This window comes from Streptomyces sp. T028 (assembly GCF_048159505.1).
Lineage (GTDB): Bacteria > Actinomycetota > Actinomycetes > Streptomycetales > Streptomycetaceae > Streptomyces.
Window position 1 is genome coordinate 25,910 of the sequence record NZ_JBLRVZ010000035.1, and the last position, 25,898, is coordinate 51,807.

22 protein-coding genes and 2 tRNA genes are annotated in these 25,898 nt (G+C 72.2%); 16 read left to right on the plus strand and 8 right to left on the minus strand.

The window, feature by feature from the left end; genetic code table 11:
* The 6 genes from ACLZN2_RS32005 (at nt 1) to ACLZN2_RS32030 (ending at nt 8,974) form a co-directional block, all read left to right on the plus strand.
* The gene (locus tag ACLZN2_RS32005; protein ID WP_416982889.1) at nt 1-1,659 is read left to right on the plus strand and encodes a beta-N-acetylhexosaminidase; all 1,659 of its coding nucleotides are present in this window, start codon (nt 1-3) and stop codon (nt 1,657-1,659) included.
* Nucleotides 1,660-1,928: 269 nt separating this feature from the next.
* Entirely contained in the window at nt 1,929-2,822 is an 894-nt protein-coding gene (locus tag ACLZN2_RS32010) for an FAD binding domain-containing protein (protein WP_416982890.1), read from the plus strand.
* Nucleotides 2,819-4,696, plus strand: coding sequence for a 2Fe-2S iron-sulfur cluster-binding protein (locus ACLZN2_RS32015; RefSeq protein ID WP_416982891.1), 1,878 nt, complete (start codon nt 2,819-2,821; stop codon nt 4,694-4,696). The genes ACLZN2_RS32010 and ACLZN2_RS32015 overlap by 4 nt, the downstream gene beginning before the upstream one ends.
* On the plus strand, nt 4,693-7,002 hold the full coding sequence (locus ACLZN2_RS32020) for a xanthine dehydrogenase family protein molybdopterin-binding subunit (RefSeq protein ID WP_416982892.1): 2,310 nt from the start codon (nt 4,693-4,695) through the stop codon (nt 7,000-7,002). The genes ACLZN2_RS32015 and ACLZN2_RS32020 overlap by 4 nt, the downstream gene beginning before the upstream one ends.
* 125 nt (nt 7,003-7,127) lie before the next feature.
* The gene (locus ACLZN2_RS32025; RefSeq protein WP_416982893.1) at nt 7,128-7,658 is read left to right on the plus strand and encodes an AAA family ATPase; all 531 of its coding nucleotides are present in this window, start codon (nt 7,128-7,130) and stop codon (nt 7,656-7,658) included.
* A gap of 125 nt (nt 7,659-7,783) precedes the next feature.
* Nucleotides 7,784-8,974 carry an SUKH-4 family immunity protein gene (locus ACLZN2_RS32030; RefSeq protein ID WP_416982894.1) on the plus strand — a complete coding sequence of 397 codons (1,191 nt, stop codon included), beginning with the start codon at nt 7,784-7,786 and terminating at the stop codon, nt 8,972-8,974.
* Here ACLZN2_RS32030 and ACLZN2_RS32035 read toward each other — a convergent pair.
* From ACLZN2_RS32035 to ACLZN2_RS32045, 3 genes are all read right to left on the minus strand, one after another.
* Nucleotides 8,971-11,367 carry an endonuclease/exonuclease/phosphatase family protein gene (locus ACLZN2_RS32035; RefSeq protein ID WP_416982955.1) on the minus strand — a complete coding sequence of 799 codons (2,397 nt, stop codon included), beginning with the start codon at nt 11,365-11,367 and terminating at the stop codon, nt 8,971-8,973. The genes ACLZN2_RS32030 and ACLZN2_RS32035 overlap by 4 nt on opposite strands.
* A 208-nt stretch (nt 11,368-11,575) precedes the next feature.
* Nucleotides 11,576-11,650, minus strand: a tRNA-Cys gene (locus ACLZN2_RS32040).
* 27 nt (nt 11,651-11,677) lie between these two features.
* A tRNA-OTHER gene (locus ACLZN2_RS32045) sits at nt 11,678-11,775 on the minus strand.
* Nucleotides 11,776-11,983: 208 nt separating this feature from the next.
* Here ACLZN2_RS32045 and ACLZN2_RS32050 point away from each other — a divergent pair.
* The 7 genes from ACLZN2_RS32050 (at nt 11,984) to ACLZN2_RS32080 (ending at nt 18,804) form a co-directional block, all read left to right on the plus strand.
* A complete protein-coding gene (locus ACLZN2_RS32050) occupies nt 11,984-13,468 on the plus strand; it encodes an MFS transporter (protein WP_416982895.1) in 1,485 nt (494 codons plus the stop codon).
* 253 nt (nt 13,469-13,721) lie between these two features.
* Nucleotides 13,722-14,249: a DUF1062 domain-containing protein gene (locus ACLZN2_RS32055; protein ID WP_416982956.1), complete on the plus strand. Its 528-nt coding sequence runs from the start codon at nt 13,722-13,724 to the stop codon at nt 14,247-14,249.
* A 75-nt stretch (nt 14,250-14,324) separates the two neighbouring features.
* Nucleotides 14,325-14,522: a hypothetical protein gene (locus ACLZN2_RS32060; RefSeq protein ID WP_416982896.1), complete on the plus strand. Its 198-nt coding sequence runs from the start codon at nt 14,325-14,327 to the stop codon at nt 14,520-14,522.
* Entirely contained in the window at nt 14,522-14,890 is a 369-nt protein-coding gene (locus ACLZN2_RS32065; RefSeq protein ID WP_416982897.1) for a type II toxin-antitoxin system death-on-curing family toxin, read from the plus strand. The genes ACLZN2_RS32060 and ACLZN2_RS32065 overlap by 1 nt, the downstream gene beginning before the upstream one ends.
* Before the next feature lie 141 nt (nt 14,891-15,031).
* Complete coding sequence (locus tag ACLZN2_RS32070) at nt 15,032-16,828, plus strand: DEAD/DEAH box helicase (RefSeq protein ID WP_416982898.1); 1,797 nt, start codon at nt 15,032-15,034, stop codon at nt 16,826-16,828.
* Between the two features lie 322 nt (nt 16,829-17,150).
* The gene (locus tag ACLZN2_RS32075; RefSeq protein WP_416982899.1) at nt 17,151-17,792 is read left to right on the plus strand and encodes an IclR family transcriptional regulator; all 642 of its coding nucleotides are present in this window, start codon (nt 17,151-17,153) and stop codon (nt 17,790-17,792) included.
* A 220-nt stretch (nt 17,793-18,012) separates the two neighbouring features.
* The gene (locus tag ACLZN2_RS32080; RefSeq protein ID WP_416982900.1) at nt 18,013-18,804 is read left to right on the plus strand and encodes a PDZ domain-containing protein; all 792 of its coding nucleotides are present in this window, start codon (nt 18,013-18,015) and stop codon (nt 18,802-18,804) included.
* On the opposite strand, the gene ACLZN2_RS32085 is transcribed toward ACLZN2_RS32080, so the two are convergent.
* The 3 genes from ACLZN2_RS32085 to ACLZN2_RS32095 form a co-directional block, all read right to left on the minus strand.
* The gene (locus ACLZN2_RS32085; protein WP_416982957.1) at nt 18,801-18,992 is read right to left on the minus strand and encodes a hypothetical protein; all 192 of its coding nucleotides are present in this window, start codon (nt 18,990-18,992) and stop codon (nt 18,801-18,803) included. The genes ACLZN2_RS32080 and ACLZN2_RS32085 overlap by 4 nt on opposite strands.
* Complete coding sequence (locus tag ACLZN2_RS32090) at nt 18,992-19,591, minus strand: ArsR/SmtB family transcription factor (protein WP_416982901.1); 600 nt, start codon at nt 19,589-19,591, stop codon at nt 18,992-18,994. Before ACLZN2_RS32090 ends, ACLZN2_RS32085 begins: the two co-directional genes overlap by 1 nt.
* A gap of 70 nt (nt 19,592-19,661) precedes the next feature.
* Nucleotides 19,662-20,135, minus strand: a complete 474-nt coding sequence (locus tag ACLZN2_RS32095; protein ID WP_416982958.1) for an Lrp/AsnC family transcriptional regulator — start codon at nt 20,133-20,135, stop codon at nt 19,662-19,664.
* 122 nt (nt 20,136-20,257) lie between these two features.
* Between ACLZN2_RS32095 and hppD the strand changes: the two genes are divergently transcribed.
* Nucleotides 20,258-21,430: a 4-hydroxyphenylpyruvate dioxygenase gene (gene hppD / locus ACLZN2_RS32100; RefSeq protein ID WP_416982902.1), complete on the plus strand. Its 1,173-nt coding sequence runs from the start codon at nt 20,258-20,260 to the stop codon at nt 21,428-21,430.
* Between the two features lie 39 nt (nt 21,431-21,469).
* Complete coding sequence (locus ACLZN2_RS32105; RefSeq protein WP_416982903.1) at nt 21,470-22,324, plus strand: Teichoic acid biosynthesis protein C (Precursor); 855 nt, start codon at nt 21,470-21,472, stop codon at nt 22,322-22,324.
* 47 nt (nt 22,325-22,371) lie between these two features.
* Here ACLZN2_RS32105 and ACLZN2_RS32110 read toward each other — a convergent pair whose 3' ends face one another.
* On the minus strand, nt 22,372-23,841 hold the full coding sequence (locus ACLZN2_RS32110; RefSeq protein WP_416982904.1) for a tetratricopeptide repeat protein: 1,470 nt from the start codon (nt 23,839-23,841) through the stop codon (nt 22,372-22,374).
* 92 nt (nt 23,842-23,933) lie between these two features.
* On the opposite strand from ACLZN2_RS32110, the gene ACLZN2_RS32115 reads away from it, so the two are divergent.
* Nucleotides 23,934-25,340 carry an FAD-binding oxidoreductase gene (locus ACLZN2_RS32115; RefSeq protein ID WP_416982905.1) on the plus strand — a complete coding sequence of 469 codons (1,407 nt, stop codon included), beginning with the start codon at nt 23,934-23,936 and terminating at the stop codon, nt 25,338-25,340.
* A gap of 19 nt (nt 25,341-25,359) precedes the next feature.
* On the opposite strand, the gene ACLZN2_RS32120 is transcribed toward ACLZN2_RS32115, so the two are convergent.
* Entirely contained in the window at nt 25,360-25,773 is a 414-nt protein-coding gene (locus ACLZN2_RS32120) for an SsgA family sporulation/cell division regulator (protein ID WP_416982906.1), read from the minus strand.
* Between the last annotated feature and the right edge of the window lie 125 nt (nt 25,774-25,898).

Consider the following 25,898-nt stretch of genomic DNA (forward strand, 5'->3'; position numbering starts at 1 on the left):
GTGACCGAACTTGTTCCGATGCCCCGCCAGGTCCTCGCCGACTCCGGCGAGGTACGGCTGACGGCGCGCTCCCAGCTCTACGCCTGCACTGGGGCGGAGGGTGTCGGCCGCTGGCTGCAAGCCGTCCTCCGGCAGGCCACCGGCCTGCCGCTGTGCGACGGACGGGAGCTCGACGACACCGAGAGGGACGGGATCGGGCTCCGGCTCGACCCCGCGCTCGGCCCCGAGGAGTACCGCCTCGTCAGCGACTGGGGCGGCGTCATGATCGACGGCGGCAGCGCGGCCGGTGTCTTCTGGGGCGCCCAGACCCTGCGTCAGCTCCTCGGCGCCGACGCCTACCGCAGGGCACCGCTCGGCCGCGACCGGGCCTGGGTCGTGCCGTACGTCACGATCGAGGACAGCCCCCGCTTTCGCTGGCGCGGTCTCATGCTCGACGTCGCCCGGCACTTCATGCCCAAGGAAGGCGTCCTGCGCTACCTGGACCTGATGGCCGCGCACAAACTGAACGTCTTCCACTTCCATCTGACGGACGACCAGGGCTGGCGGATCGAGATCAAGAGGCACCCCCGGCTGACCGAGGTCGGCTCCTGGCGGGCCCGCACGAAATTCGGCCATCGTGCCTCACCCCTGTGGGAAGAGAAGCCGCACGGTGGCTTCTACACCCAGGACGACATCAGGGAGATCGTGGCGTACGCCGCCGAGCGGCATATCGCCGTCGTCCCCGAAATCGACGTACCGGGCCACTCGCAGGCCGCGATCGCCGCGTATCCGGAACTCGGCAACACCGACGTCATCACTGCATCCATCGAGGGGGGCACCCGCCTCTCCGTCTGGGACACCTGGGGCATCAACCCGAACGTACTCGCCCCCACTGACAACACCCTGCGCTTCTACGAAGGGGTGTTCGAGGAAGTACTGGAGCTGTTCCCGGCCGACGCCACGCGGTTCTCGGCGTTCATTCACGTCGGCGGTGACGAATGTCCCAAGGACCAGTGGCGGCAGTCCCCCGCCGCGCAGGCCCGCATGAAGGAACTCGGGCTCGTCGACGAGGACGCCCTGCAGTCCTGGTTCGTACGGCACTTCGACAGCTGGCTGTCCGCGCGCGGGCGCCGGCTGATCGGCTGGGACGAGATCCTGGAGGGCGGCCTGGCCCCCGGCGCGGCCGTGTCGTCCTGGCGCGGCTACGCGGGCGGGACCGCCGCCGCGCGCGCGGGGCACGACGTCGTCATGTGCCCCGAACAGCAGGTCTACCTCGACCACCGGCAGGACGCCGGCCCGGACGAGCCAGTGCCCATCGGGTACGTCCGCACCCTGGAGGACGTCTACCGGTTCGAACCCGTTCCCGAGGAGTTCACACCCGAGGAGACGGCACGTGTGCTCGGCACGCAGGCCAACCTGTGGACCGAGGTGATGGAGGACCACACGCGCGTGGACTACCAGGCGTTCCCCCGGCTCGCCGCGTTCGCCGAGGTCGCCTGGAGCGCCCTGCCCGCCCCCGGGGAACGGGACTTCGCCGACTTCGAGCGGCGGATGGAGGCCCACTACGGCCGGCTGGACGCCCTCGGGGTCGGCTACCGCCCGCCTGAGGGGCCGCGGCCGTGGCAGCGGCGTCCTGGCGTCCTCGGCCGCCCGATCGACGGCCCGCCGCCGAACCGGTAGCCGGGAGGGTCCCCTGCCGTGTCCCGGCCCCGTGTTCGAGCGTCACGGAAGAACCCCGGCAGGGTCACCGAAGAGTGGCAATTCACGCGTACCGGTGATGCCGTACGAAAACGGGCGATCTCCCAGGTGAGGTGGGCGAATGCCTCCTAGCGGACCCCCGTCTTCGGGTGTTGCGAACATGTGCCAGAGTTGCCACGTCCGCCCTGTCAGCACGTACCGTACGGCGCACAGGTGGGACCACGTGGGGCAGCGGGAAGGGGCAGCCGGTTTTGAGCACGCACGCACCGCAGGCGGCGCAGGCCGTCACGCTGCCGACGACGCTGGACGAGGCGGTGGCGGCCCTCGCGGCCATGCCCGCCGCCGTGCCCGTGGCCGGCGGCACCGACCTGATGGCCGCCGTCAACTCGGGACAGCTCCGGCCCACCGGGCTGGTCGGTCTCGGCCGGATCAGCGAGATCCGCGGCTGGCAGTACCAGGACGGCCACGCGCTGCTCGGCGCCGGGCTCACGCACGCGCGCATGGGCCGACCCGACTTCGCCGCCCTGATCCCGGCGCTCGCCGCCGCCGCGCGCGCCGCGGGCCCGCCGCAGATCCGCAACGCGGGCACGCTGGGCGGCAACATCGCCACCGCGGCCCCCACCGGCGACGCGCTGCCCGTGCTCGCCGCGCTGGAGGCGACCCTGATCATCGCGGGCCAGAGCGGAGCCCGCCGGGAGATCCCGGTGTCGCACCTGCTGGCCGGCGTGGACATGCTGCGCGGCGGCGAACTGATCGGGTACGTGCGCGTGCCGCTGCTGCACGCCCCGCAGGTCTTCCTGAAGGCGACCGGCCGCACCGGCCCCGGCCGCGCGGTCGCCTCGGTCGCCGTGGTCCTCGACCCCGCCCGGCGCGGAGTCCGGTGCGCCGTCGGCGCCATAGCGCCGATGCCGCTGCGGCCCCTCGACGCCGAGCAGTGGGTCGCCCGGCTCATCGACTGGGACAACAACCGTACGATCGTCCCCGAGGCGCTGAACGCGTTCGGCGAGTACGTGGCCGCCGCCTGCATCCCGGACCCGACGCCGGGCGTGGACGGCTCCGTACCGGAGCTTCCGCCCGCCGTACTGCACCTGCGGCGCACCGTCGCCGCGCTGGCCCGACGAGCACTGGGGAGGGCGCTGTCGTGACCGACGACCAGCAAGGAGAGGGCAGGCAGCCCCAGAGCGGCGGCCGCTGGGACCCGCTGCCCCAGGGCGACTACGACGACGGCGCCACCGCCTTCGTCAAGCTCCCCGAGGGCGGCATCGACGCGCTCCTGGCCGCCGACAGTCCGCTCGCCGCGCCCGGCCACGGGTACGTGCCGCCGCAGATACAGGCCGCGCCCCCCGCGACGGACGCCGCCTGGGCGGCCCCGGCCGGCGGCACCGAGTGGCCCGCTCCGCAGCTGCCGCCGGAGACCTCCGGCGGCGACCGGTTCACGTACAACCCGGGCTCGACCGGCGAGTGGAGCTTCACCGACAACGCGGCCGACACCGCAGGCCCGGCCGCGCCCGCCCCGGGCCACGACGTGACCGGCCAGTGGTCGATCCCGGTGGCCGGCGGCGACCTGCCCGACGAGTCCGGCGAGTTCACCACGTCCGCCCTGGTCGAGCAGTGGGGCGGCACCCCGCCGGCCACCCTGCCGGGCGGCGCGCCCGCGCCCTGGGCGACCGGCTCCACGAACGGCGCGGGCGAGAACTGGGCCCAGCAGGCGCAGCAGCCCGGTGTGGCCGAGGCGACGCACACCGGCCTCCAGGAGACCGGCCGTCCGGCACCGGAATCCCCTGCGTACGGGCACACGGCGGAGCGGGACGCGGTGTACGACACCGCTCACGGGACAGCGCACGAGACCGCGTACGGGCTGCCGGCGGAGACGCCGCACGACAGCGGCCACACGCCCGCCTACGGCACCGTCCACACGCCCGACCACGGCGCCCACCACACGCCCCCGCACGGCGTCGGGCACACGCCCCCGCACGGCGTGGACCACGCCTCGGCGCACAACCCCGGCCACGCGCCCGCCGACTCGGCACCCCCGGCCGCCGCCCCCCGTCCCGGAGCCCTGCCCGGCCCGCCCGCGCCCTCCGAGCACCGGCCGGGAGCACCGGCCGCCGGGGCCGACGAGAAGGCCGTAGCGGCCCTGGAGGACGCCTCCGAGGCCGACGGGGCCGCCGGGGCCCCCGGGGACACCCGGGAGGCTCACGAGCCCGCAGAGGCCGCTCAGCGCCCCGCCGAGCCTGCCACCGAGCCCCCCGCCGGACACGACCCGGAAGCCGGGCCACCCGGTTCCGCCGACCCGGCCGGGCACACGCGCGTGGAGGCCGCGGAGGCCGCCGACGACAGCGCCGAGGCGCCCGAGGACATCCCCCCGCCCCCGGCGGAGGAACACCCCCTCGCCTCCTACGTCCTGCGCGTCAACGGCTCCGACCGGCCCGTCACCGACGCCTGGATCGGTGAGTCGCTGCTCTACGTGCTCCGCGAGCGCCTCGGCCTCGCGGGCGCCAAGGACGGCTGCTCGCAGGGCGAGTGCGGGGCCTGCAACGTCCAGGTCGACGGACGGCTCGTCGCCTCCTGCCTGGTCCCGGCCGTCACCACCGCGGGCAGCGAGGTCCGTACCGTCGAGGGCCTCGCCGTCGACGGACAGCCCTCGGACGTGCAGCGGGCGCTCGCCCGGTGCGGGGCCGTGCAGTGCGGATTCTGCGTACCCGGCATGGCGATGACCGTGCACGACCTGCTGGAGGGCAACCCCGCCCCCACCGAGCTGGAGGCCCGCCAGGCCCTGTGCGGCAACCTGTGCCGCTGCTCCGGCTACAAGGGCGTCCTGCGGGCCGTGAAGGACGTCGTCGCCGAACGTGAGGCACAGGCCGAGGCCGAGGTCGAGGCGGACGGCGACGGGGCACGTATCCCGCACCAGGCGGGCCCGGGCGCCGGCGGTGTCCACCCGTCGGCGTTCGAGAACCCGGCACAGCCCCACCCGCACGACCCGGTGTACGGACAGGGCCAGGACGGAGGCCAGGCGTGACCAACGAAGCAGCCACCGCGACGACCACCGCGGAGGCCGCCCCGGCCCCCGAACCGATCCCGCACGGCCTCGGCGCGTCCCTGCAGCCCGCGGACGCGCGCGCCAAGACGGAGGGCACCTTCCCGTACGCGGCCGACCTGTGGGCCGAGGGCCTGCTGTGGGCGGCCGTGCTGCGCTCCCCGCACCCGCGCGCGCGGATCGTGTCGATCGACACCTCCCACGCGCGCGAGATGCCCGGCGTCCGCGCCGTCGTCACCCACGAGGACGTCCCCGGCAGCCCGGTGCACGGCCGCGGCAAGGCCGACCGCCCGGTGTTCGCCTCCGAGGCCGTACGCCACCACGGCGAGCCCATCGCGGCCGTCGCCGCCGACCACCCGGACACCGCGCGGATGGCCGCCGCGGCCGTCATCGTCGAGTACGAGGTGCTCGACCCGGTGACCGACCCCGAGCTGGCCTTCGAGGCCGACGCCCTGCACCCCGACGGCAACCTGATCCGGCACATCCCGCTGCACCACGGCGACCAGAGCGCGGCCGGCGAGATCGTCGTCGAGGGCCAGTACCGCATCGGCCGTGCCGACCCCGCCCCCATCGGCGCCGAGGCCGGGCTCGCCGTGCCCCGTCCCGACGGCGGCGTGGAGCTCTACCTGGCCTCCACCGACCCGCACGCCGACCGCGACACGGCCGCCGCGGTCTACGGCCTGTCCCCCGATCAGGTGAAGATCGTCGTCACCGGGGTGCCGGGCGCGACGGCCGACCGCGAGGACCAGGGCTTCCAGCTGCCGCTCGGTCTGCTCGCCCTGAAGACCGGCTGCCCGGTGAAGCTCACCGCCACGCGCGAGGAGTCCTTCCTCGGCCACGCCCACCGCCACCCGACCCTCCTGCGCTACCGCCACCACGCCGACGCCGAGGGCCGGCTGGTCAAGGTCGAGGCCCAGATCCTGCTGGACGCCGGCCCCTACGCCGACACCTCCGCCGAGGCCCTGGCCGCCGCCGTCTCCTTCGCGTGCGGCCCCTACGTCGTCCCGAACGCCTTCATCGAGGGCTGGGCCGTACGCACCAACAACCCCCCGTCGGGCCATGTGCGCGGCGAGGGCGCGATGCAGGTGTGCGCCGCCTACGAGGCGCAGATGGACAAGCTCGCGAAGAAGCTCGGCCTCGACCCGGCCGAGCTGCGGATGCGCAACGTCATGGCGACCGGCGACATCCTGCCGACCGGCCAGACCGTGACCTGCCCTGCGCCGGTCGCCGAACTGCTCGAGGCGGTCCAGGAGTACCCGCTGCCGCCGCTCCCCAAGGACACCCCCGAGGAGGAGTGGCTGCTGCCCGGCGGCCCCGAGGGCGCGGGCGAACCGGGCGCGGTGCGCCGCGGCGTCGGCTACGGCCTGGGCATGGTGCACATGCTGGGCGCGGAGGGCGCCGACGAGGTCTCCACGGCGACCGTGAAGGTCCAGGACGGCATCGCGACGGTCCTGTGCGCGGCGGTGGAGACCGGCCAGGGCTTCACCACGCTGGCCCGCCAGATCGTCCAGGAGACCCTCGGCGTCGAAGAGGTGCACGTCGCCCCCGTGGACACCGACCAGCCCCCGGCCGGCGCGGGCTGCCGGGGCCGGCACACCTGGGTCTCCGGCGGCGCGGTGGAACGCGCGGCCAAAATGGTCCGCACCCAGCTCCTGCAACCCCTCGCGCACAAGTTCGGCATGTCCACCGAGCTGCTCCAGATCACCGACGGCAAGATCACCTCGTACGACGGCGTCCTGTCGACGACGGTCGCCGAGGAACTGCACGGCAAGGAGCTGTGGGCGACGGCCCAGTGCCGCCCGCACCCGACCGAGCCGCTGGACGGCGCGGGCCAGGGCGACGCGTTCGTGGGCATGGCCTTCTGCGCGGTCCGCGCGGTCGTCGACGTCGACATCGAGATCGGTTCGGTGCGGGTCGTGGAACTGGCGGTCGCCCAGGACGTCGGCCGGATCCTCAACCCGGCGCAACTGGCGGCCCGGATCGAGGCGGGCGTGACCCAGGGCGTGGGCATCGCGCTCACCGAGAACCTGCGCACCCCGCGCGGGCTGATCCGCCACCCCGACCTGACCGGCTACTCCCTCCCCACGGCCCTGGACGCCCCGGACATCCGGATCGTCAGACTCGTCGAGGAACGGGACGTGGTCGCCCCCTTCGGGGCGAAGGCGGCCAGCGCGGTCCCGGTGGTGACGTCCCCGGCGGCCATCGCCTCGGCCGTACGCGCCGCGACGGGCCGCCCCGTCAACCGCCTCCCGATCCGCCCCCAGGCCGCGGTGGTGACGGGCCAGTGAGCGATCCGCAGCGCTACGAACCCCCGCCGAGCGCGGGCAAGCTGCTGCTGTGGGTCGTGGTGTTCGCGGTGGCGGCGTTCGCCGTGGTGCTGGGCGGCGTCTACTTCACGTGAAGGTCCCCTGACGTGCTGGGTGTCGTGCTCGTCACCGGGGTGATGGCCTCGGGGAAGTCGACGGTCGCCCAGGAGCTGGCGGCACGGCTGCCGAGGGCGGCCCATGTGCGCGGGGACGTCTTCCGCCGGATGATCGTCTCCGGCCGCGAGGAGTACGTCCCCGGCGCCGACGGCGAGGCCGAGGCACAGCTCCGGCTGCGGTACGGGCTCTCGGCGGCGACGGCGGACACGTACGCGGAGGCGGGCTTCACGGCCGTCGTGCAGGACGTGGTCCTCGGCCCCGCCCTGCGGACGTACGTCGGGCTGGTCCGCACCCGCCCGCTGTACGTCGTCGTCCTGGCACCGGACCCGACGGCGGTGGCCGCCCGGGAGGCCGGCCGGGACAAGACCGGGTACGGGGCCGACTGGACGGTCGCGGGACTCGACGAGGAACTGCGCACCCGCACCCCGCGCATCGGACTGTGGCTGGACACGACCGAGTGGACGGTGGGGGAGACGGTCGAGGCGATTCTGGCGGGAAGGGAACGCGCCAGGGTGGTTTGACGTCTACTCAGTGTGGGCGGTTGTCGCCGCCGGGGCGTCGTCGCAGGTCGGGGCCGTTGTCAGTGGGCCCGCGTAGGCTGCGGAGCAGTGGGACGGCGCACGCACTTTTCACGCACGGGGGACCGATGAGCACGACCAGGAGCACCACCACGATCGTTTTCACCGATGACGAACTGAACCCCTACGTCACGCACGCCGCGACGCGCCGCTGGCTGACCGGCCCCGGACTGCCGGGCGAGGGCGGCCTGCTGACGTTCGAGGCGCTGCGCACGGACGGCCTGCGCACGGTCGCCGACTCCACCGGCGACCCCGAGGGCCGCCTCGCGGCCGAGCTGCGCGACCGCCTGGTGATCGGCGGCATCCTGGGCACGGACGGCCGCGAGCGGGAGTCCGTGCTGCTGGACGGCGCCACGGGCGAGATCTCCACGGTGTACTTCCTGCACGACCGCCCCGACCTGATGGACACGCGCCCGCTCGCGTCCTCCCTGGAGAAGCTGCTGCGTTTCGCGACGGCGGTCGACGAACTCGCCGCCCTGCGCGGCCAGTTCGCCTCCTATGCGGGCCGACTGGGCCCGCAGGCGGTCGCCGAGGCGAGCCGACAGCTCCTCGCCGTGTTCGAGGACGGGGCGGCGGGGGACGACTCCGGCCTCTTCTGGAAGCTGGCCGCCGTGATCCGCCCGCTCGCCCTGGTGGCCGGCCCCGGCACCGTGTCAGGACTGGCCCTGGACCTGCCGCATCGTCTCCTGGAGGACGAGTTCGGCAGCGGCGAGGTCGCCCGTTTCGAGGACGTCGACTGCCCGAAGGCCCTCACCCACGCCCCGACCCGCCGCTTCCTGCGCGAGGTGGGCCTGCCGGAGGAGGTCGTCTGGTTCACGCTGGAGACGGACATGCCGCTGCAGACCCTCGCCGAGTACTGCGCCGACGCCTACGAGGGCGGCCTCACCGACGGCGGGCTCCCGGCGGACGCGGACCGGCTGATCCGCCTCGGCCATCTGCTGGAGGACACCAGCCTGGTCGTCGACGGCGACACGGGCGCGGTGCTCAGCTGGAGCGAGCCGGACCTCGCCCTGCGCCCGCTCAACGCCGACGTCTCCACCCTGGCGTTCACCCTGTGGCTGATACGCCGCGAGAAGGCCCTGGACGCGGTGTACGAACTCACCGAGGCCTACGACCAGCTCGCCGAGACGATGTGCCGCACCCTGGCCGCCGTCGACCCGGTCGCCTGCGACCCGACCCCGAACACCCCCACCGACGACGGCTGGCGCTACTGGCCGGGGATGTTCGAGGACGAGCCGGGCGGCGGGCTGTATGCCTAACGGCACCGGTTGACGTCGATCCGCACGATCTGCGGGTCGTGGTCGCTGGCCTGGTCGGCGAACTCGGCGTTGAGGTGCACCACGTCGTAGTCGAGGCGGGTGACGGCCGGGCTCGTCAGGATGTGGTCCAGGGTCTGCGAGTTGCCGTCGTACACATAGGTGTAGCGCTCGGCGGCCGGCAGGGTGCTGATCAGCGGGGTGAGGACGTTGCCCTCGGTGAGCGTGGTGACGGTCTGGGAGAACTCGTAGTCGTTGAGGTCCCCGAGGACGACCGCCTTGGCGTTCTTGTCGGCCGCGAGCAGCGACTTGACGAAGGTGTTCACCTCGGCGGCCTGCGCCTGACGCTGGGTCTCGGAGCTGCGGGCAGGCGGCTGGTAGCGGCCGTGCAGGGCCTGGTCGCCGCCCTTGGAGGTGAAGTGGTTGGCGATCACGAACACGGACTCGCCGCGGAAGACGAACTCGCCGACCAACGGCTTGCGGCTGCTGTCCCAGGCGTCACTCGTCGGATCGATCCGGCCCGGGGAGTAGGTGAGACGGGCACCCCTGCGCGTCTTCACCACGCTCGTGCCGGTGGTGGCGTCCCCGCCGGCCCGGTCGGTGAACGAGACCCGCTTGGGGTTGAACAGGAAGACCTGACGGATGTTGCCGCCGGGCTCGCCGCCGTCCTCGTCGTTGGTGGGGGAGATGTAGCGCCACTGGTAGCGGGGGCCACCCGAGGCGCGGATGGCGTCGGTGAAGCGGGTGAGGGTGGCCTCGGAGGTGACGGTGCCGTCGTCCGTGGCGCCGTTGTCGTCCTGGATCTCCTCCAGGGCGACGATGTCGGGAGAGCTGAGGTTGACCGCGACACCCTGGGCGAGCCGGTCGAACTTCTCCTGGTCGTCCAGCGCGTCCAGGTTCTCCACGTTGTAGGTGGCGACGGCCAGCTCGTCGCCCCTCTGCCGGCGGGTCACCTCCTGCTGCAGCCCGTTGTCGACGCGGGTGCCGATCTGGGTGGCCTGGAGGTTGTAGCCGCCGTAGGTGGAGTAGTCGAGCGGGCCGGTGGTGGTGCCGGACAGTTCGTCACCGACGTTGGCGGCGGGGAAGGAGGCGGACGAGTCGAGCGACAGGACCTTGATACGGCCGGTGTTGGGCTGGTCGTAGGACGAGTACAGCGTGCCGCCGCGCGCGGTCGGGTTCTCGTCCGGCTTGAGGGTCACCCACATCTCGCCGTACGAGTTGGCGGCGCCGACGACCCGCGCGTCGGAGAACGCGACCCGCATGCCCTCGTTCGCCTCGTAGAAGTCCTGGGCGTACACGGTTGGTTCGAGGGCGAGCGAGTCGATGCTGCCGCCGCCGGCCGTGGGGATGTAGGCGGACGGCACGCTCGTGGCGTCCAGGGTGACGGCGGCGGGCAGGGCGTTGCCACTGGACAGCACGGTCGCCGTCGGACCGGTGATCTCGGTGAGGGACTGGCTGGAGCTGCTCGGGTAGTACTCGGTGACCTTTCCGCTGACCAGCACCGAGTCGCCGACCGCGACGGTGGGCGTGACGGACCCGGTGTAGACGAACACACCCTCACTCGTACGAGGGTCGGAGTCGGCGGTCGGATCCTGGATCCAGTACCCCTTCGACCCGGACGTCCGTACGCCGGTGACGATGCCCGGGACACGCGTGACGGTCTGCCCGGCCAGCGGGGAGAGACGCGTGGTGCCCTGGAGGTCGTGGATGCGGACGGTACCCGGCTGAGTGGGGTCGTCGCCCCCGCCGCCCCCGTCACCGTCGCCCGAACCGGGGGTCTCCCCGGCCGAGTTGACGGGGGACGGCGCCCCCGAGGTGAGGTCGACGGCGTTGTCGTCGGTGTCGGCGAGGGTGGTGCCGCGGGCGACGGAGGCGGTGTTGGAAGCCCCGGTCACCGGCCCGCTCCCCTCCCGGACGACCGCGCTGCCGTACCCCACGAGGTCCACGATCCGGCTGTCGGCGGCGCAGTCGGCCGCGGTCTTGCAGGTCAGCGCGGTCGTGCCGGAGACGAGGGCGATCGTGCCGCTGGTGGCGCTCATGGCGATGGAGCCGGTGGCGTCGGCGGTCGGCAGCGCGGTCGTCCCGCCGGACCCCGCGGCCTCGGCGACCAGATACCGCGCGCCGGGGGCGACGGACCCGCTGAGCGCGGTCACCTGCCACTGCGAGGAGGAGGACGGCGAACCGGGCAGGTACTGCACGCTGTACCCGCTCAGGTCATAGGCCGCCGACCCCGCGTTGCCGAGCTCGACGAAGTCCCGGGTCAGGGTCGCCCCCGAGTTGCCGCCACCGCCGTACACCTCGGAGATCACCGCCGTGGCGGACGGCGTCGCGTACGCGGCGGGGAGGGAGATGATGGCGAACGCGCTGGCCACACCCACGGATATGAGGGCGTTGATGCTGCGGCGGGGTCTGCTCCCTGCGGTTCTGGACACGCTGGCGGTCTCCTCGTACGTCGTCGGTACGGCCGGTTTTGTGGACGCTGTGGGGGTCGGCTCAAGTTACGCGCGTAGAGAGGGAGTCGCCAAGGGGGCGGAGGTTAAATCCGGGGAACAGGACGGGGTTTGCCCAAGTCCGAGGGGAACAGCGCCCGGTAGTAGTCCAGCGTGGAGGCCATGGCGGGAATCGAACCCGCGTAACTCGCTTTGCAGGCGAGTCCCTGAACCACTCGGGCACACGGCCGTTCACCGAGAAGGAACTCCTCGCCTTCGGCCGTGGCGGGAATCGGACCCGCGTAACTCCCCGCGAGCGGAGCTCGCTGATGGATGCGGCGCAGGCGAGTCCCTGAACCACTCGGGCACACGGCCGGGTCGGGAACCGGGGGTTGAGGCCCGTTCCGTCTCGGTGGGATGACCGTATGGGTGGGGTGGTGGTCGGCTCAAGGGAACCGGGGGCGCTGCAATGAGGCTGCCATACCGCGTTCATGAAACCGGGGAGGCGTACGACCAAGGGTGGAGGTGGGGGTCCGTCTTCTGACAGGGGTCAATGTCGGTGGTGGACCTTACGCTTGCGGGCATGGCAGCCCTGGAACCGCGTGACTCAGGTGTCGTGGACGAGAGTGTTCGGTCCGGTTCGGGTGAGGGGGAGGGGAAGGGGAAGGGGGAGCGGGTTCTCGGGAGGGCTTATCGGGCCCTCACCGTCGGGATCGTGTCGGTCGTGCTGCTCATCGCGTTCGAGGCGACCGCGGTGGGAACGGCCATGCCGGTCGCCGCCCGGGAGTTGGGTGGGGTGGCGTTGTACGCCTTCGCGTTCTCCGGGTACTTCACCACCAGTCTGTTCGGGATGGTGCTCGCCGGGCAGTGGTCGGACCGGCGCGGGCCGCTCGGGGCGTTGGGGAGCGGGATCGCCGCCTTCGGGGCCGGGCTGGTGGTGGCCGGGACCGCCGGGAGCATGTGGGTGTTCATTCTCGGGCGGGCCGTGCAGGGGCTGGGGGGTGGGCTGGTCATCGTCGCTCTGTACGTGGTGGTCGGGCGGGCCTATCCCGAGCGGCTGCGGCCGGCCATCATGGCCGCCTTCGCCGCCTGTTGGGTCGTGCCGTCCATCGTCGGGCCGCTCGCGGCGGGCACCGTGACCGAGCAGCTGGGGTGGCGGTGGGTCTTCCTCGGGATACCCGTACTGGTCCTGCCTCCGCTGGCGCTCGCGCTGCCCCAGATACGGCGGCGGGCCGGTGGACCCGTGGGCGAGGGGGCCGCGGCCTCCTTCGACCGGCGGCGGATCCGGCTCGCTCTGATGATCTCCCTCGGGGCCGGACTGCTCCAGTACGGCGCCCAGGATCTGCGGCCCCTCTCCGTCCTTCCCGTCGCGGCCGGGCTCGCGCTGCTCGGGCCCGCCGTGCTCGGGCTGCTGCCGCGCGGGACCTGGCGGGCGGCCCGGGGCATGCCGTCCGTGGTGCTGTTGCGCGGGCTCGCCGCCGGAGCCTTCATCTCCGCCGAGTCCTTCGTGCCGCTGATGCTCGTCACCGAACGGGGGCTGAGCCCGACCCTCGCCGGGTTCTCGCTCGCGGCCGCCGGCGGGACCTGGGCGCTGGGATCGTGGGTGCAGACCCGGGCCTGGGCGGAGCCGTACCGGGAGCGGCTGATGACGGCCGGCATGGTGCTGGTCGCCGGGGCCATCGCCACCGCGCCCAGTGTGCTCGTGCACTCCGTGCCCGCCTGGACCGTGGCCGTCGCGTGGGGGATCGGGTGCTTCGGGATGGGGCTCGTGGTCTCCTCCACCAGCGTGCTGCTGCTGAAACTGTCCCCGCCCGAGGAGGCCGGCGCCAACTCCGCCGCGCTGCAGATCTCGGACGGCCTGTCCAACGCGTTGCTCCTCGCGGCCGGCGGTGCCGCCTTCGCCGCGCTGGGGGGCGGGAGCGTGGCGCACACGGCGACGGCGGCCGGGGGTTCCTCCCATCCGGGCGCCTTCGCCGCCGTGTTCCTGCCGATGGCCGGCGTGGCGCTGATCGGGGCGTGGGTGACCACCCGGCTGCATGAACGGCGGGCGACACAGCCGACCGCGTGAGCGGCGCCCGTTCACCATCCGCCGGATGGAGCCCGACGGTGCGGCGCTCGAAAACCAGTGGAGCGGCGCCGCCGTACGCCGTTACCGTGCTGCCGACCCAAGTCGTCCAGGCAAGGACGTGCCGTTGTACACCCTGTGAGACCTCCCGAGAGCTGATCTGTCGCGCGTCGCGCACATGCGTGCGCCGTGCTCCTTTTTGCTGCGGATTTCTCACTGAAACCGGTGTACTTCTGTGCTCAATAGCTGGGTGGTCATGCCCACCTGCCTGCCCACCGTCCTCCGCCGTTGCCACGCATGCGCGTCCGAGCGCTTCCGGGCAAACGGCAAGTTCCGCGTCAACGCGAACCACAAGCTCCTCGACGCCTGGCTCCTCGTGCTCTGCACCGAATGCGGGGACACGGCGAAGCTCACGATCCTGGAGCGGATGAACGTACGCTCCGTACGACCCGAGCTGCTGGACCGGATGCACGACAACGACCCCGGCCTGGCAGCCGAGTTGCTCCAGGATCCGGTCGTGCGGCGCCGTAACCGCATCGCCCTCGACTGGGACGGCGCCTGGCGCCTCGACACCGGCGGATCGGATCATCCGGACCGCGAGGTGATCGACGTCTCGGTCCGCTTCGCGGCGCGGATCCCTGTCCGGCCGGTGCGGCTGATCGCCGAAGGGTGCGGTCTCTCGCGGGCCGAGGTCGAGAGACTGATCGCGGAGGGGAAGCTCGTCTCGGCGGTCCGGCTGAGCGGCAGGCTCTCCGGCGACTTCACCTTCACGCTCAAGCGCTGAGCGCTCCCGGGGGCGCCGCCTGGTGCGGGCGGAAGTGCGCCGGCACCAGGCGGTACCATGCGGTACCATCGCGGCATGGCTGCACTGAACCTGCGTTTCACGGACGAAGAACTCGATGCCCTGCGCGAGCGCGCGACAGCGGAGGGGCGCAGCATGCAGGCTTTCGCGCACGATGCGGTGATCGCGGCTGTAAACGAGCACTCACGTCTGTTCAACGAGGCCGCCGAGCACGTGCTGAAGGCCAGCGCCGAGCTGAACCGGAGGCTCGCCTGATGCACTACCTCACACTGCCGGAGCTGCTGAACCTGGCGAAGCGACTCGGGGCGGACGAGGTGCGCGACTACGGGCTGCTGGACTCGGCTCTGGCTCGTCCCCAATCGAGCGTGTTCGGGCAGGACGCGTACCCGGACGTATGGCAGAAGGCCGCGGCACTGATGGAGTCCCTGGCCCGCAACCACGCGCTTGTGGACGGGAACAAGCGCATCGCCTGGTACGCGACCTGGGTCTTCCTCCACATGAACGGCCACCCCCTGGACGCCGACTTCGACGTGGATGAAGCGGAGCGGTTCGTCCTGGACGTCTGCCAAGGCGCCCTGGACGTACCCAAGATCGCAGCCCAGCTGCCGGGCTTCGCACGCTGAGCCGGTCCTGCTCCCCGTGACTGTGACGTGAATCCCACCCGGCGGCGACCCGGCCCCGTTCGCGCGATGACGGTCCCGGCCCGCCGGTAGGGTGGCCCGGTTGTCATACGTAGCCGAGCCGCCCAACCCCGTACGGAGACCGTGACTACCACCGCCGCCACCTCCCACTCCCACCACCTCTCTCCCGCCTTCCCGGGCCGCGCCCCCTGGGGTACCGCCAGCAAGCTGCGGGCCTGGCAGCAGGGGGCGATGGAGAAGTACATCCAGGAGCAGCCGCGCGACTTCCTCGCCGTCGCCACACCAGGCGCCGGCAAGACGACCTTCGCGCTGACCCTCGCCTCCTGGCTGCTGCACCACCATGTAGTGCAGCAGGTGACGGTGGTCGCGCCGACCGAGCATCTGAAGAAGCAGTGGGCGGAGGCGGCCGCGAGGATAGGGATCCGGCTCGACCCCGAGTACAGCGCCGGACCGCTCAGCAAGGACTACCACGGCGTCGCGGTGACCTACGCGGGTGTCGGCGTACGGCCGATGCTGCACCGCAACCGCAGCGAGCAGCGCAAGACCCTCGTGATCCTCGACGAGATCCACCACGCCGGTGACTCCAAGTCGTGGGGCGAGGCGTGCCTGGAGGCCTTCGAGCCGGCGACGCGGCGGCTGGCGCTGACCGGTACGCCCTTCCGGTCCGACACCAACCCCATCCCCTTCGTCGCGTACGAGGAGGGCGCCGACGGGATCCGGCGGTCCTCCGCCGACTACACGTACGGCTACGGCTCCGCGCTCGCCGACCACGTCGTGCGGCCCGTCATCTTCCTCTCCTACAGCGGCAACATGCGCTGGCGCACCAAGGCCGGTGACGAGATCGCCGCGCGGCTCGGCGAGCCGATGACCAAGGACGCGATCAGCCAGGCGTGGCGTACGGCCCTGGATCCGCGCGGTGAGTGGATGCCGAGCGTGCTGCGCGCCGCCGACCAGCGGCTCACCGAGGTCAGGAAGTCGATCCCGGACGCGGGCGCCCTCGTCATCGCCTCCGACCAGGACTCGGCGCGCGCGTACGCCAAGCTCATCCGGGAGATCACCGGGGACAGGGCGACCGTGGTGCTCTCCGACGACGCCGGTGCCTCGAACCGGATCGACGAGTTCAGCGGCAGCACCGACCGGTGGATGGTCGCGGTGCGGATGGTGTCCGAGGGCGTCGACGTGCCCCGGCTCGCGGTCGGGGTGTACGCGACGACCATCTCCACGCCGCTGTTCTTCGCACAGGCCGTCGGTCGTTTCGTACGGTCGCGGCGGCGCGGCGAGACCGCGTCCGTGTTCCTGCCGACCGTGCCGGACCTGCTCGGCTTCGCCAACGAGATGGAGCGCGAGCGCGACCACGTCCTCGACAAGCCCAAGAAGGAGGGCGAGGAGGACCCGTACGCCGAGGAGGACAAGCTCCTCCAGGAGGCGGAGAAGCAGCAGGACGAGGACACCGGCGACCAGGACATGCTGCCCTTCGAGGCGCTGGAGTCCGACGCCGTCTTCGACCGGGTCATGTACAACGGCGCCGAGTTCGGCATGCAGGCCCACCCGGGGAGCGAGGAGGAACAGGACTACCTCGGCATCCCGGGGCTCCTGGAACCCGAGCAGGTGCAACTGTTGCTGCAGAAGCGGCAGGCCAAGCAGATCGCGCACAGCAAGAAGAAGCCGGACGCGGAGGCGGATCTGCTGGAGCTGCCGGCCGAGCGGCGGCCCGTCGTCTCGCACAAGGAGATGATGGAGCTGCGGCGTCAGCTCAACACGATGGTCGGCGCGTACGTCCACCAGAGCGGCAAGCCGCACGGGGTCATCCACACCGAGCTGCGGCGGACGTGCGGGGGACCGGCGGCCGCGGAGGCGACGGCGGGGCAGTTGCGGCAGCGCATCGCCAAGGTCCAGGAGTGGGCGACCCGGATGAAGTGAGCGGTCACCGGTCACAGCCCCGGTGACTTCCCTGGTGGGGCGACATTTCGCGGCAAAAGCGCGGCAAATACTAGTGGTCCGTACCGGCTGATGACCGGATTCTGGACGTTCTCTTCCGCTCAGCGAACCTGCTTCGCTACTGTCCCGCTACGCACACGCCCCGTGGCAGCGCCGCCGCGGAGCGCAGCCGTGAAGCGACCGGGCCCGGACATGCCGGGCCCCTCTGCCGATCGGCGGCCTCTGAAGCGCGTCACTGACGGGACTCGGTGACGCATCCGCCGCGACGGGGGCTGCCGACCTCACCACCAAAGGAGTGGGCGTCGTGACCGCGGAGACTTCCCAGACGCTCGACCGGGGCCTGAAGGTCCTCAAGCTGCTGGCCGACACCGACCACGGGCTGACCGTCACCGAGCTCTCCCAGAAACTGGGCGTGAACCGGACCGTCGTGTACCGGTTGCTCGCCACGCTGGAGCAGCATGCCCTCGTACGGCGTGATCTGGGCGGGCGAGCCCGGGTCGGCCTCGGGGTGCTGAGGCTGGGCCGCCAGGTGCATCCGCTGGTCCGTGAGGCGGCGCTGCCCGCGCTGCGGTCGCTGGCCGAGGACATAGGGGCGACCGCGCATCTGACGCTGGTGGACGGGGCGGACGCGCTGGCCGTGGCCGTCGTCGAGCCGTCGTGGACGGACTATCACGTGGCGTACCGGGCCGGGTTCCGGCATCCGCTGGACCGTGGGGCCGCGGGGCGGGCGATTCTCGCGGCGCGGCAGAAGCTCGCGGAGGAGCCGGGGTACACGCTCATGCACGGGGAGTTGGAGGCGGGGGCGAGTGGGGCTGCGGCGCCGTTGCTCGGGGTGACCGGGGTTGAGGGGAGTGTGGGGGTGGTGATGCTGGCGGATGCGGTGCCGGAGCGGGTGGGGCCGCGGGTGGTGGACGCGGCTCGGGAGGTGGCGGAGGCGTTGCGCTGACCGCGCTGGTGTGGGCCGGGGGTGGGTTTCACTTGCCCGCGCTTGCGGGGTGCCGCTGCGCCCACCCGTGCCGCCTGGGGGCACCTCCCAGGCCTTTAAGGCACTGGGGGAGGCACGACTGCCCGCAGCTGCGGCGTGTGCCCCGGCAGTACGACTGCCCGCAGCTGTGACGTGTGCCCCGGCGGCGCGACTGCCCGTAGCTACGTCGTACATTGACACCGTGCTCTCTCGTCTCACACGTTTCCAGGCTGTCGGTGTCTGCGCTGTGCCCTTTGCGGGGCTGCTCGCGACTGCCGTGTTCGCGCCGCTGCCGTTCTCGGTGGCGCAGCCCGGGATGACGGCGAACGTACTGGGCGAGAACCAGGGCACCCCGGTGATCACGATCTCCGGTGCGCCCACCCGCGACACCTCCGGCCAGTTGCGGATGACGACGATCGAGGCGACCGGTCCCGACGCCGACGTCCGGCTCGGCGATGTGATCGACGGCTGGTTCCGCAGCGACCAGGCGATCATGCCGCGCGACTCGGTCTACCCCAGCGGGCAGTCCACCAAGGAGATCGAGCAGCACAACACCGAGCAGATGGAGGAGTCCCAGGACGCGGCGACCGAGGCCGCCCTGCGCTACCTCGACCGCACGGACGACGGCATCAAGGTCACGCTGAAGCTGTCCGACGTCGGCGGCCCGAGCGCCGGGCTGCTGTTCTCGCTGGGCATCGTCGACAAGCTCGACGGCAACGGCGACGGCGGCGATCTCACCGGCGGCCGCACCATCGCCGGGACCGGCACCATCGACGCGGCCGGTTCGGTCGGCGCGGTCGGGGGCGTCGCCCTGAAGACGCAGGCCGCCCGCCGGGACGGGGCCACGGTCTTCCTCGTGCCGAAGGACGAGTGCGGCGAAGCCAAGTCCGAGCTGCCCAAGGGCCTCCGGCTGATTCCGGTGACCACCCTCAAGGGCGCGGTGAACGCGCTCACCGCCCTGGAGAGCGGCAAGGGCTCCGTCCCCAGCTGCTAGGGCTGGGGGACCAGCGCGGCCGGCTTCGGTGTCGCCAGTCGCAGTCCCACTTCTACGAGGGTCCAGCCGAGGCGGGTGCGCAGGGCGCGGGGGCGTCGGGCTTCCGAGGTGAGACGGTGGGCCGCGGCTAAGGCGTGCAACTCGGCGGCGCGGGCGTGGTGCAGGGCGAGGTGGGTCTCGGGGGTGATCACTGGGGCCTCTCTCCATCTGGCGTGAGCGGGAAGGTGTGCGTGTGCAGGCGGACCTGGGCGGTGTCGGCGTCGTCCGCGTCGGCGGCCCGGTCGCGGTACGTCTCGATCAGGGCGTGCATCTTCTGCGCGAGTTCGCGGGTGAGCTCGGGGGTGAGTCGTAGCGTGTAGCTGCTCATGTCCCAGGCGCGGTTCCACTCATCGGGCCAGGAGGACCGGTTGCCCAGCCAGGTCGACAGGTCCTGGGTCTGGGTGGTCGCGACCTCGTGCAGATACATGTCCGCCGCCCCGCGCACGGCCGGGTCGGCGTCCGTGAGCAGTGAGTCGTCGAAGCTCAGGCCCCGGTGGGCGGCCTTCCACCACCGCTCCCGGCCCTTGCCCCGCTCGGGATCGTCCTCGACGAAGCCGTGGGCGGCGAGCTGGCGCAGGTGGTAGCTGGTGGCTCCGCTGGACTCACCAAGTTTCTCGGCGAGTTGCGAAGCGGTGGCGGGACCGCCGAAGCGCAGGGCGTCGAGCAGTTGCATGCGCAGGGGATGCGCCAGCCCGCGCAGGGAGCGCGCGTCGAGTTGGCGTACCTGTGGATCCCGAGGCTCGGTCATGCATGCCAAGGTATCGTTGCAAAGACTCCTTTGCAACACCTTCTTTGTAACTCGCCCGCGCGCCCCGCCCTCACCCCTTCTCCCCGGCCGCCTGCTCCACCAGCGGGATGATCCGCAACGGCACCGCGTTCTCCATCACGATCGCCGTCGACGCCCGCACGATCCCGTCGAAACCGACGACCCGGTCGATGACCCGCTGGAGGTCGGCGTTGGAGCGGGCCACCAGCCGGCACAGCATGTCCCCGGTGCCGGTGGTGGTGTGCAGCTCCAGGACCTCCGGGACGGTGGCGAGGTGGGCCCGTACGTCCGGCCCCTGCCCCTGCCGGATCTGCAGGGTGGCGAAGGCCGTCACCGGGTAGCCGATAGCCGCCGGGTCGACCTCTGGTCCGAAGCCCCTGATGACCCCGCTCGACTGAAGCCGGTCCAGGCGCGCCTGCACGGTCCCCCGCGCCACCCCGAGCCGCCGGGACATCTCCAGCACCCCGATCCTCGGCTCCCTCGCCAGCAGCACGATGATCCGCCCGTCCAGATGATCGATCGCCACGCCCGCCTCCGAGATGGTCACCCTGTGCAGAAAGTCCGCTGTCACCGTCGTACCACTGACCGGATTGACCAGCCAGAAAGCGAACTGTTGCGCACCTTGCGCTGCGGAGTGAGGCTTTCACTATGACGCAGACCACACACCACGTTCCCGACACCGCCCGGCAGGCCGACCCCTTCCCGGTCAGGGGAATGGACGCGGTCGTCTTCGCCGTGGGCAACGCCAAGCAGGCGGCGCACTACTACTCCACCGCCTTCGGCATGAAACTGGTCGCGTACGCGGGCCCGGAGACCGGCAGCCGTGAGACCGCGTCGTACGTGCTCACCAACGGCTCGGCCCGGTTCGTCCTCACCTCCGTCGTCAAAACGGCCACCACCTGGGGCCACTTCCTCGCCCGGCATGTGGCCGAGCACGGCGACGGCGTCGTCGACCTCGCCATCGAGGTCCCGGACGCGCGCGCCGCGTACGCCTACGCCGTCGAGCACGGCGCCCGCTCCGTCGCCGAGCCGTACGAGCTGAAGGACGAGTACGGCACCGTCGTGCTCGCCGCGATCGCCACCTACGGCGAGACCCGCCACACCCTCGTCGACCGCTCCGGCTACGACGGCCCCTACCTCCCGGGCTTCGTCGCCGCCGACCCGATCGTCGAACCGCCCGCGTGGGGGCACCTCCCGGCCGAAGGCTGGGGGAGCACCTTCCAGGCGATCGACCACTGCGTCGGCAACGTCGAACTCGGCCGCATGAACGACTGGGTCGGCTTCTACAACAAGGTCATGGGCTTCACGAACATGAAGGAGTTCGTCGGCGACGACATCGCCACCGAGTACTCCGCCCTGATGTCGAAGGTCGTCGCGGACGGCACCCTCAAGGTCAAGTTCCCGATCAACGAGCCCGCGATCGCCAAGAAGAAGTCCCAGATCGACGAGTACCTGGAGTTCTACGGCGGAGCCGGCGTCCAGCACATCGCGCTCAACACCAACGACATCGTCCAGACCGTCCGCACCATGCGCGCGGCCGGGGTCCGGTTCCTCGACACCCCCGACTCGTACTACGACACTCTCGGCGAATGGGTCGGCGACACCCGGGTGCCCGTGGAGACCCTGCGCGAGCTGAAGATCCTCGCCGACCGCGACGAGGACGGATATCTTCTCCAGATCTTCACCAAGCCGGTGCAGGACCGCCCTACGGTGTTCTTCGAGATCATCGAGCGCCACGGATCGATGGGCTTCGGCAAGGGCAACTTCAAGGCCCTGTTCGAGGCGATCGAGCGTGAGCAGGCGAAGCGGGGCAACCTGTAGTCACCGCGACGGGGCCCCCGCCGAAAGTGAGGGTGGACCGTGGCAGACCGTTTCGACCTGGCCGTACCGGCCGTGAGCTGGCTGGCCGGCAGGGCCCTGCGGGAGGGCACGGTCCTGCAGTCCTTCGCCTTCGACGAGACGCACAAGCACCTCTACGTCCTCCAGGTGCGGAAGAACGGCGAGGAGGCGGGCAACCTGTGCCTCAACCGCCTCGACTACAAGGGCAATTCGACCGGCCACATGTATCTCCAGGGCTTCGGGCACGGCGTCAGCATGGGCGTGCAGAACGCCGCCGACGGCACCGTCTGGATCTGGACCGAGGCCGCCTCCAAGAACGGTTACGGCCAGGGCGTCACGCGTTTCCGCTTCGTCGCCGGCGCCGTCCGCACCGCCGAGGACGTCAAGATCCGCAAGCCGATACCCGGGTCCACCAACAACCAGCCCTCGGTCTGCATGACCTCCAAGCGGATCTCGGTCCGCTACCGCATGGACGGCAAGCCCCGCTACCGCGTCTGGAACCTCGAGTCCTTCGTCGACCGCGACTACGACGACCCGGTCGCCGACTTCGCCCAGACCGGCGCCCACCCCGACCCGGAGATCCCCTTCCAGGGGTACGCCCTGCACGGCGACCACGTCTACCAGCTCGCCGGCACCGCCTACGACGCCGTCACCAACCCGCCCGCCAAACGCGGCAACGCCTACCTCTCCTGCATCGACGTCCGCACCGGAAAGCTCCTCCAGCGCACCCGCACCGGAGCCGGCCAGACCCTCGCCTACCGCGAACCCGAGGGCCTCGCCGTACGCGGCTCCCGCCTCTACATGGGCTTCGCCTCCGGCACGGCCGGATCCCGCCGCTTCTCCCTCTACTACAAGGCGGCGAAGGACAAGTCGTAGCAGCTGCGCGCATGGTGACGCGCCGTCATGACTCTGGTCCGGCACCGTCACGACTCCGGCAGCGGCGCGTCCGGCACCTCGCCCAGCCTCGCCAGCGCGATCCGGGCCGCCCGGGCGTGCAGCGGGGAGAAGTACGGGTTCAGCCGCAGCGCCTCCTGGAGATGGCGGCGGGCGTTCGCCGTCCGCGCCAACCCCAGTTCGATCACGCCCCGGTGGTAGGAGTACGGCGCGCTGAGCACCGTTCCTCCGTGCACCCGGTCGGTGGCGATCACGGCGTACTTCAGCGCCTCCTTGTCGTCACCGGCCCGGTGCAGTGCCCAGCCGAGCGCGTCCGCGACCGCGATGCCCGGCTGGCGCTCCCACTCTGCCCGCAACCGCCGTACCGCAGACGCCGGTTCGCCGTGGTCCGCCTCGAACAGCCCGAGCACCAGCTCCCCGTCCACCCCGCCCGCCGCGTCCCGGCGCACCCGCTCCCGCAGCAGCGCGTACTGCTCCCGCGCCTGACGCGACCGCCCCAACGACTCGTACAGCTCGCCCAGTTCGAGCGCGTACTGGGGCAGTGGCTGCCCGGCGAGCGCCTTCCGGTACGCGGTCAGCGCCTGCGCGGTCCGGCCCAGCGCCGCCAGCGCCCGCCCCTGGCCCGCCTGGGCGGCCCGCTGGTCCGGGTCCTGCCGCAGGGCCGCCCGGAAGTGGGCGAGCGCGCTCTCCCGCTCACCGCGCTCGAAGGCCAGCTGCCCGGCCCGCTCCAGCCACGCGGCCTCCTCGGCGGGGGAGGAGGCCCCGGCCGCCGCGTCGGCCAGCGCGGCCTGCGCGTCCTCCCGGTGGCCCTGCGCCCAGTACACGCCCGCCGCCCGCGCCCGCACGGCCGGACCCGACCGCAGCTTCAGCAGCCCCTCCAGCGCCGTGCGGGCCTTCTTGTAGTCGCCGAGGCCCGTGTACGCGTCGATGAGCTGCCCGTACGTCGTCCAGCGCGCCGGCGCCGCCTTGTGCGCGGCCTCCGCCCACGCCCGCGCCTCCCGGAAGTCCCGGCGCGCGTTGGCCAGCGCGGCCAGCCCGTCCAGCGCCTCGGGGTTGCCCTGCGGCCGCACCTTCAGCGAGGTCCGCAGCGCCCGCTCGGCCTTCGGGTAGAGGACGGCCGCCCGGGCGGTGCGCCGGCCCTGCTCGACGTACGCCGCACCGAGCACGGCCCACGCCGCCGCGTCCCGGGGATGCTCCCGCACCCGGCTCTCCCGCTCGTCGATCAGCTCCGCCAGCCCCGGCAGCGCCGCCGGCACCCCCGCCCCCACCGCCGCGCCCGCCTGCGCCCCCGCGGCCGGCGCCGCCGCACCGCGCTCCGCCCGCTCCCCGGGCCCCCACAGCAGCACCGCCCCACCGGCCAGCACGAGAGCCCCGACGAGAGCCCCCACGAGAGGAGCCCCCACGAGCGGGCCGACCGGCGCCCGCCGCCGGTACCAGGGCGCTTCGAGGGAGGAGGCCTCGCCCGCGGTGTTCTCTTCGTTCCGTACGACGCTGTCCATGGCGCTCACTGTGCGACAGCGCGCGGGCCGCGCCCGGGCAGGTGACGGCCGCCGGGGACGGGGTTCACACCGATGGCCCCGGGTGCGAACCTGTGATCATGAGCCGTATCGAAGCGCCACGCGACGAGGTCACGGGCAACCTCGTCGACCGTCTGCTCGCCGGCCTGCCCGCCGACGCCGTCCTCGCCGACCCCGACGTCACCGCCTCGTACGCCAACGACATGGCGAGCTTCTGCCCGGCCGGCACCCCGGCCGTCGTCGTGCTGCCCCGCACCGTCGAACAGGTCCAGCACGTCATGCGCACCGCCACCGAGCTGCGCCTGCCCGTCGTCCCGCAGGGCGCCCGCACCGGCCTGTCCGGCGGCGCCAACGCCACCGACGGCTGCGTCGTGCTGTCGCTGACGAGGATGGACCGCATCCTGGAGATCAGCCCGGTCGACCGCATCGCCGTCGTCGAACCGGGCGTCGTCAACGCCACGCTCTCCCGCGCGGTCGGCGAACACGGCCTCTCCTACCCGCCCGACCCCTCCAGCTGGGAGATGTGCACGATCGGCGGGAACATCGGCACGGCCTCCGGCGGGCTGTGCTGTGTGAAGTACGGGGTGACGGCCGAGTACGTCCTCGGCCTCGACGTCGTCCTGGCCGACGGGCGGCTGATGTCCACCGGCCGCCGCACCGCGAAGGGCGTCGCCGGGTACGACCTGACCCGGCTGTTCGTGGGCTCCGAGGGCTCGCTCGGCATCGTCGTACGCGCCGTCCTGGCCCTCAGGCCGCAGCCGCCGCGGCAGCTCGTGCTGGCGGCGGAGTTCGCGTCGGCGGCCGCCGCCTGCGACGCGGTCTGCCGGATCATGGCGGGAGGGCATGTGCCGTCCCTGCTGGAGCTGATGGACCGTACGACCGTCAAGGCGGTCAACGACCTCACCCGCATGGGCCTGCCCGAGTCCACCGAGGCCCTCCTCCTGGCCGCCTTCGACACCACCGACCCGGCCGCCGACCTCGCCGCCGTGGGTGCGCTGTGCACGGAGGCGGGCGCCACCCAGGTGGTCCCGGCCGAGGACGCGGCGGAGTCCGAACTCCTCCTGAAGGCCCGGCGTTCGTCCCTCGTCGCCCTGGAGGCCGTCAAGGGAACCACGATGATCGACGACGTGTGCGTGCCCCGCTCCCGGCTCGGCGACCTGATCGAGGGCGTGGAACGCATCGCCGACAAGCACCGCCTGACCATCGGCGTCGTCGCCCACGCCGGCGACGGCAACACCCACCCCACCGTCTGCTTCGACGCCCAGGACCCCGACGAGTGCCGGCGCGCCCGCGAGTCCTTCGACGAGATCATGGCCCTCGGTCTGGAACTCGGCGGCACGATCACCGGCGAGCACGGCGTGGGCGTCCTGAAGAAGGAGTGGCTGGCGCGCGAGATCGGACCGGTGGGGCTGGAGATGCAGCGGGCCGTCAAGCAGGTGTTCGACCCGCTGGGGATCCTCAACCCGGGCAAGTTGTTCTGATCCTCTCCCGCGGGCCCGCTCACCGGGCGAGCAGCTCGGCCAGACCCTCGTCCAGGCCGAGCTGCCCGCCCTCGGTGCCCGGCGGCACCGCCCGCAGCGTCCGTTCCAGCCAGGCCGACACCTGCGCGGCCGGCGCCTCGAGGAGGGCGTCGCCGTCGGGGGAGCTGAGCGCCATCAGCACCACACTGCGCCCCTCCGACTTCGTCGGCCACACCCGCACGTCCCCGTGCCCGCAGGGCCGGAACACCCCCTCCACCAGCAACTCCCGGGCGAACGTCCAGTGGACGGGGTGCTCGGAGTTGATGTGGAAGATGACATGCACGGCGAACGGGTCGTCGCTGCGGTAGCCCAGCCGGGCCGGGACCGGGATGCTGCGCTCCGGCGACAGGATGAGCTGGAGCTCCAGTTCACGCTCCACCACGGTGTGATGCATGGTCGTTCTCCTCTCCGTACGGATGTGTACGGAGGGAGAGAGCGGCAGGGACGCGGAGCATTACGCGGGTTCGCAGAACTTTTTTCCACACTTCTTTCCACGCCCCATTCCACGACCCCGGTCGG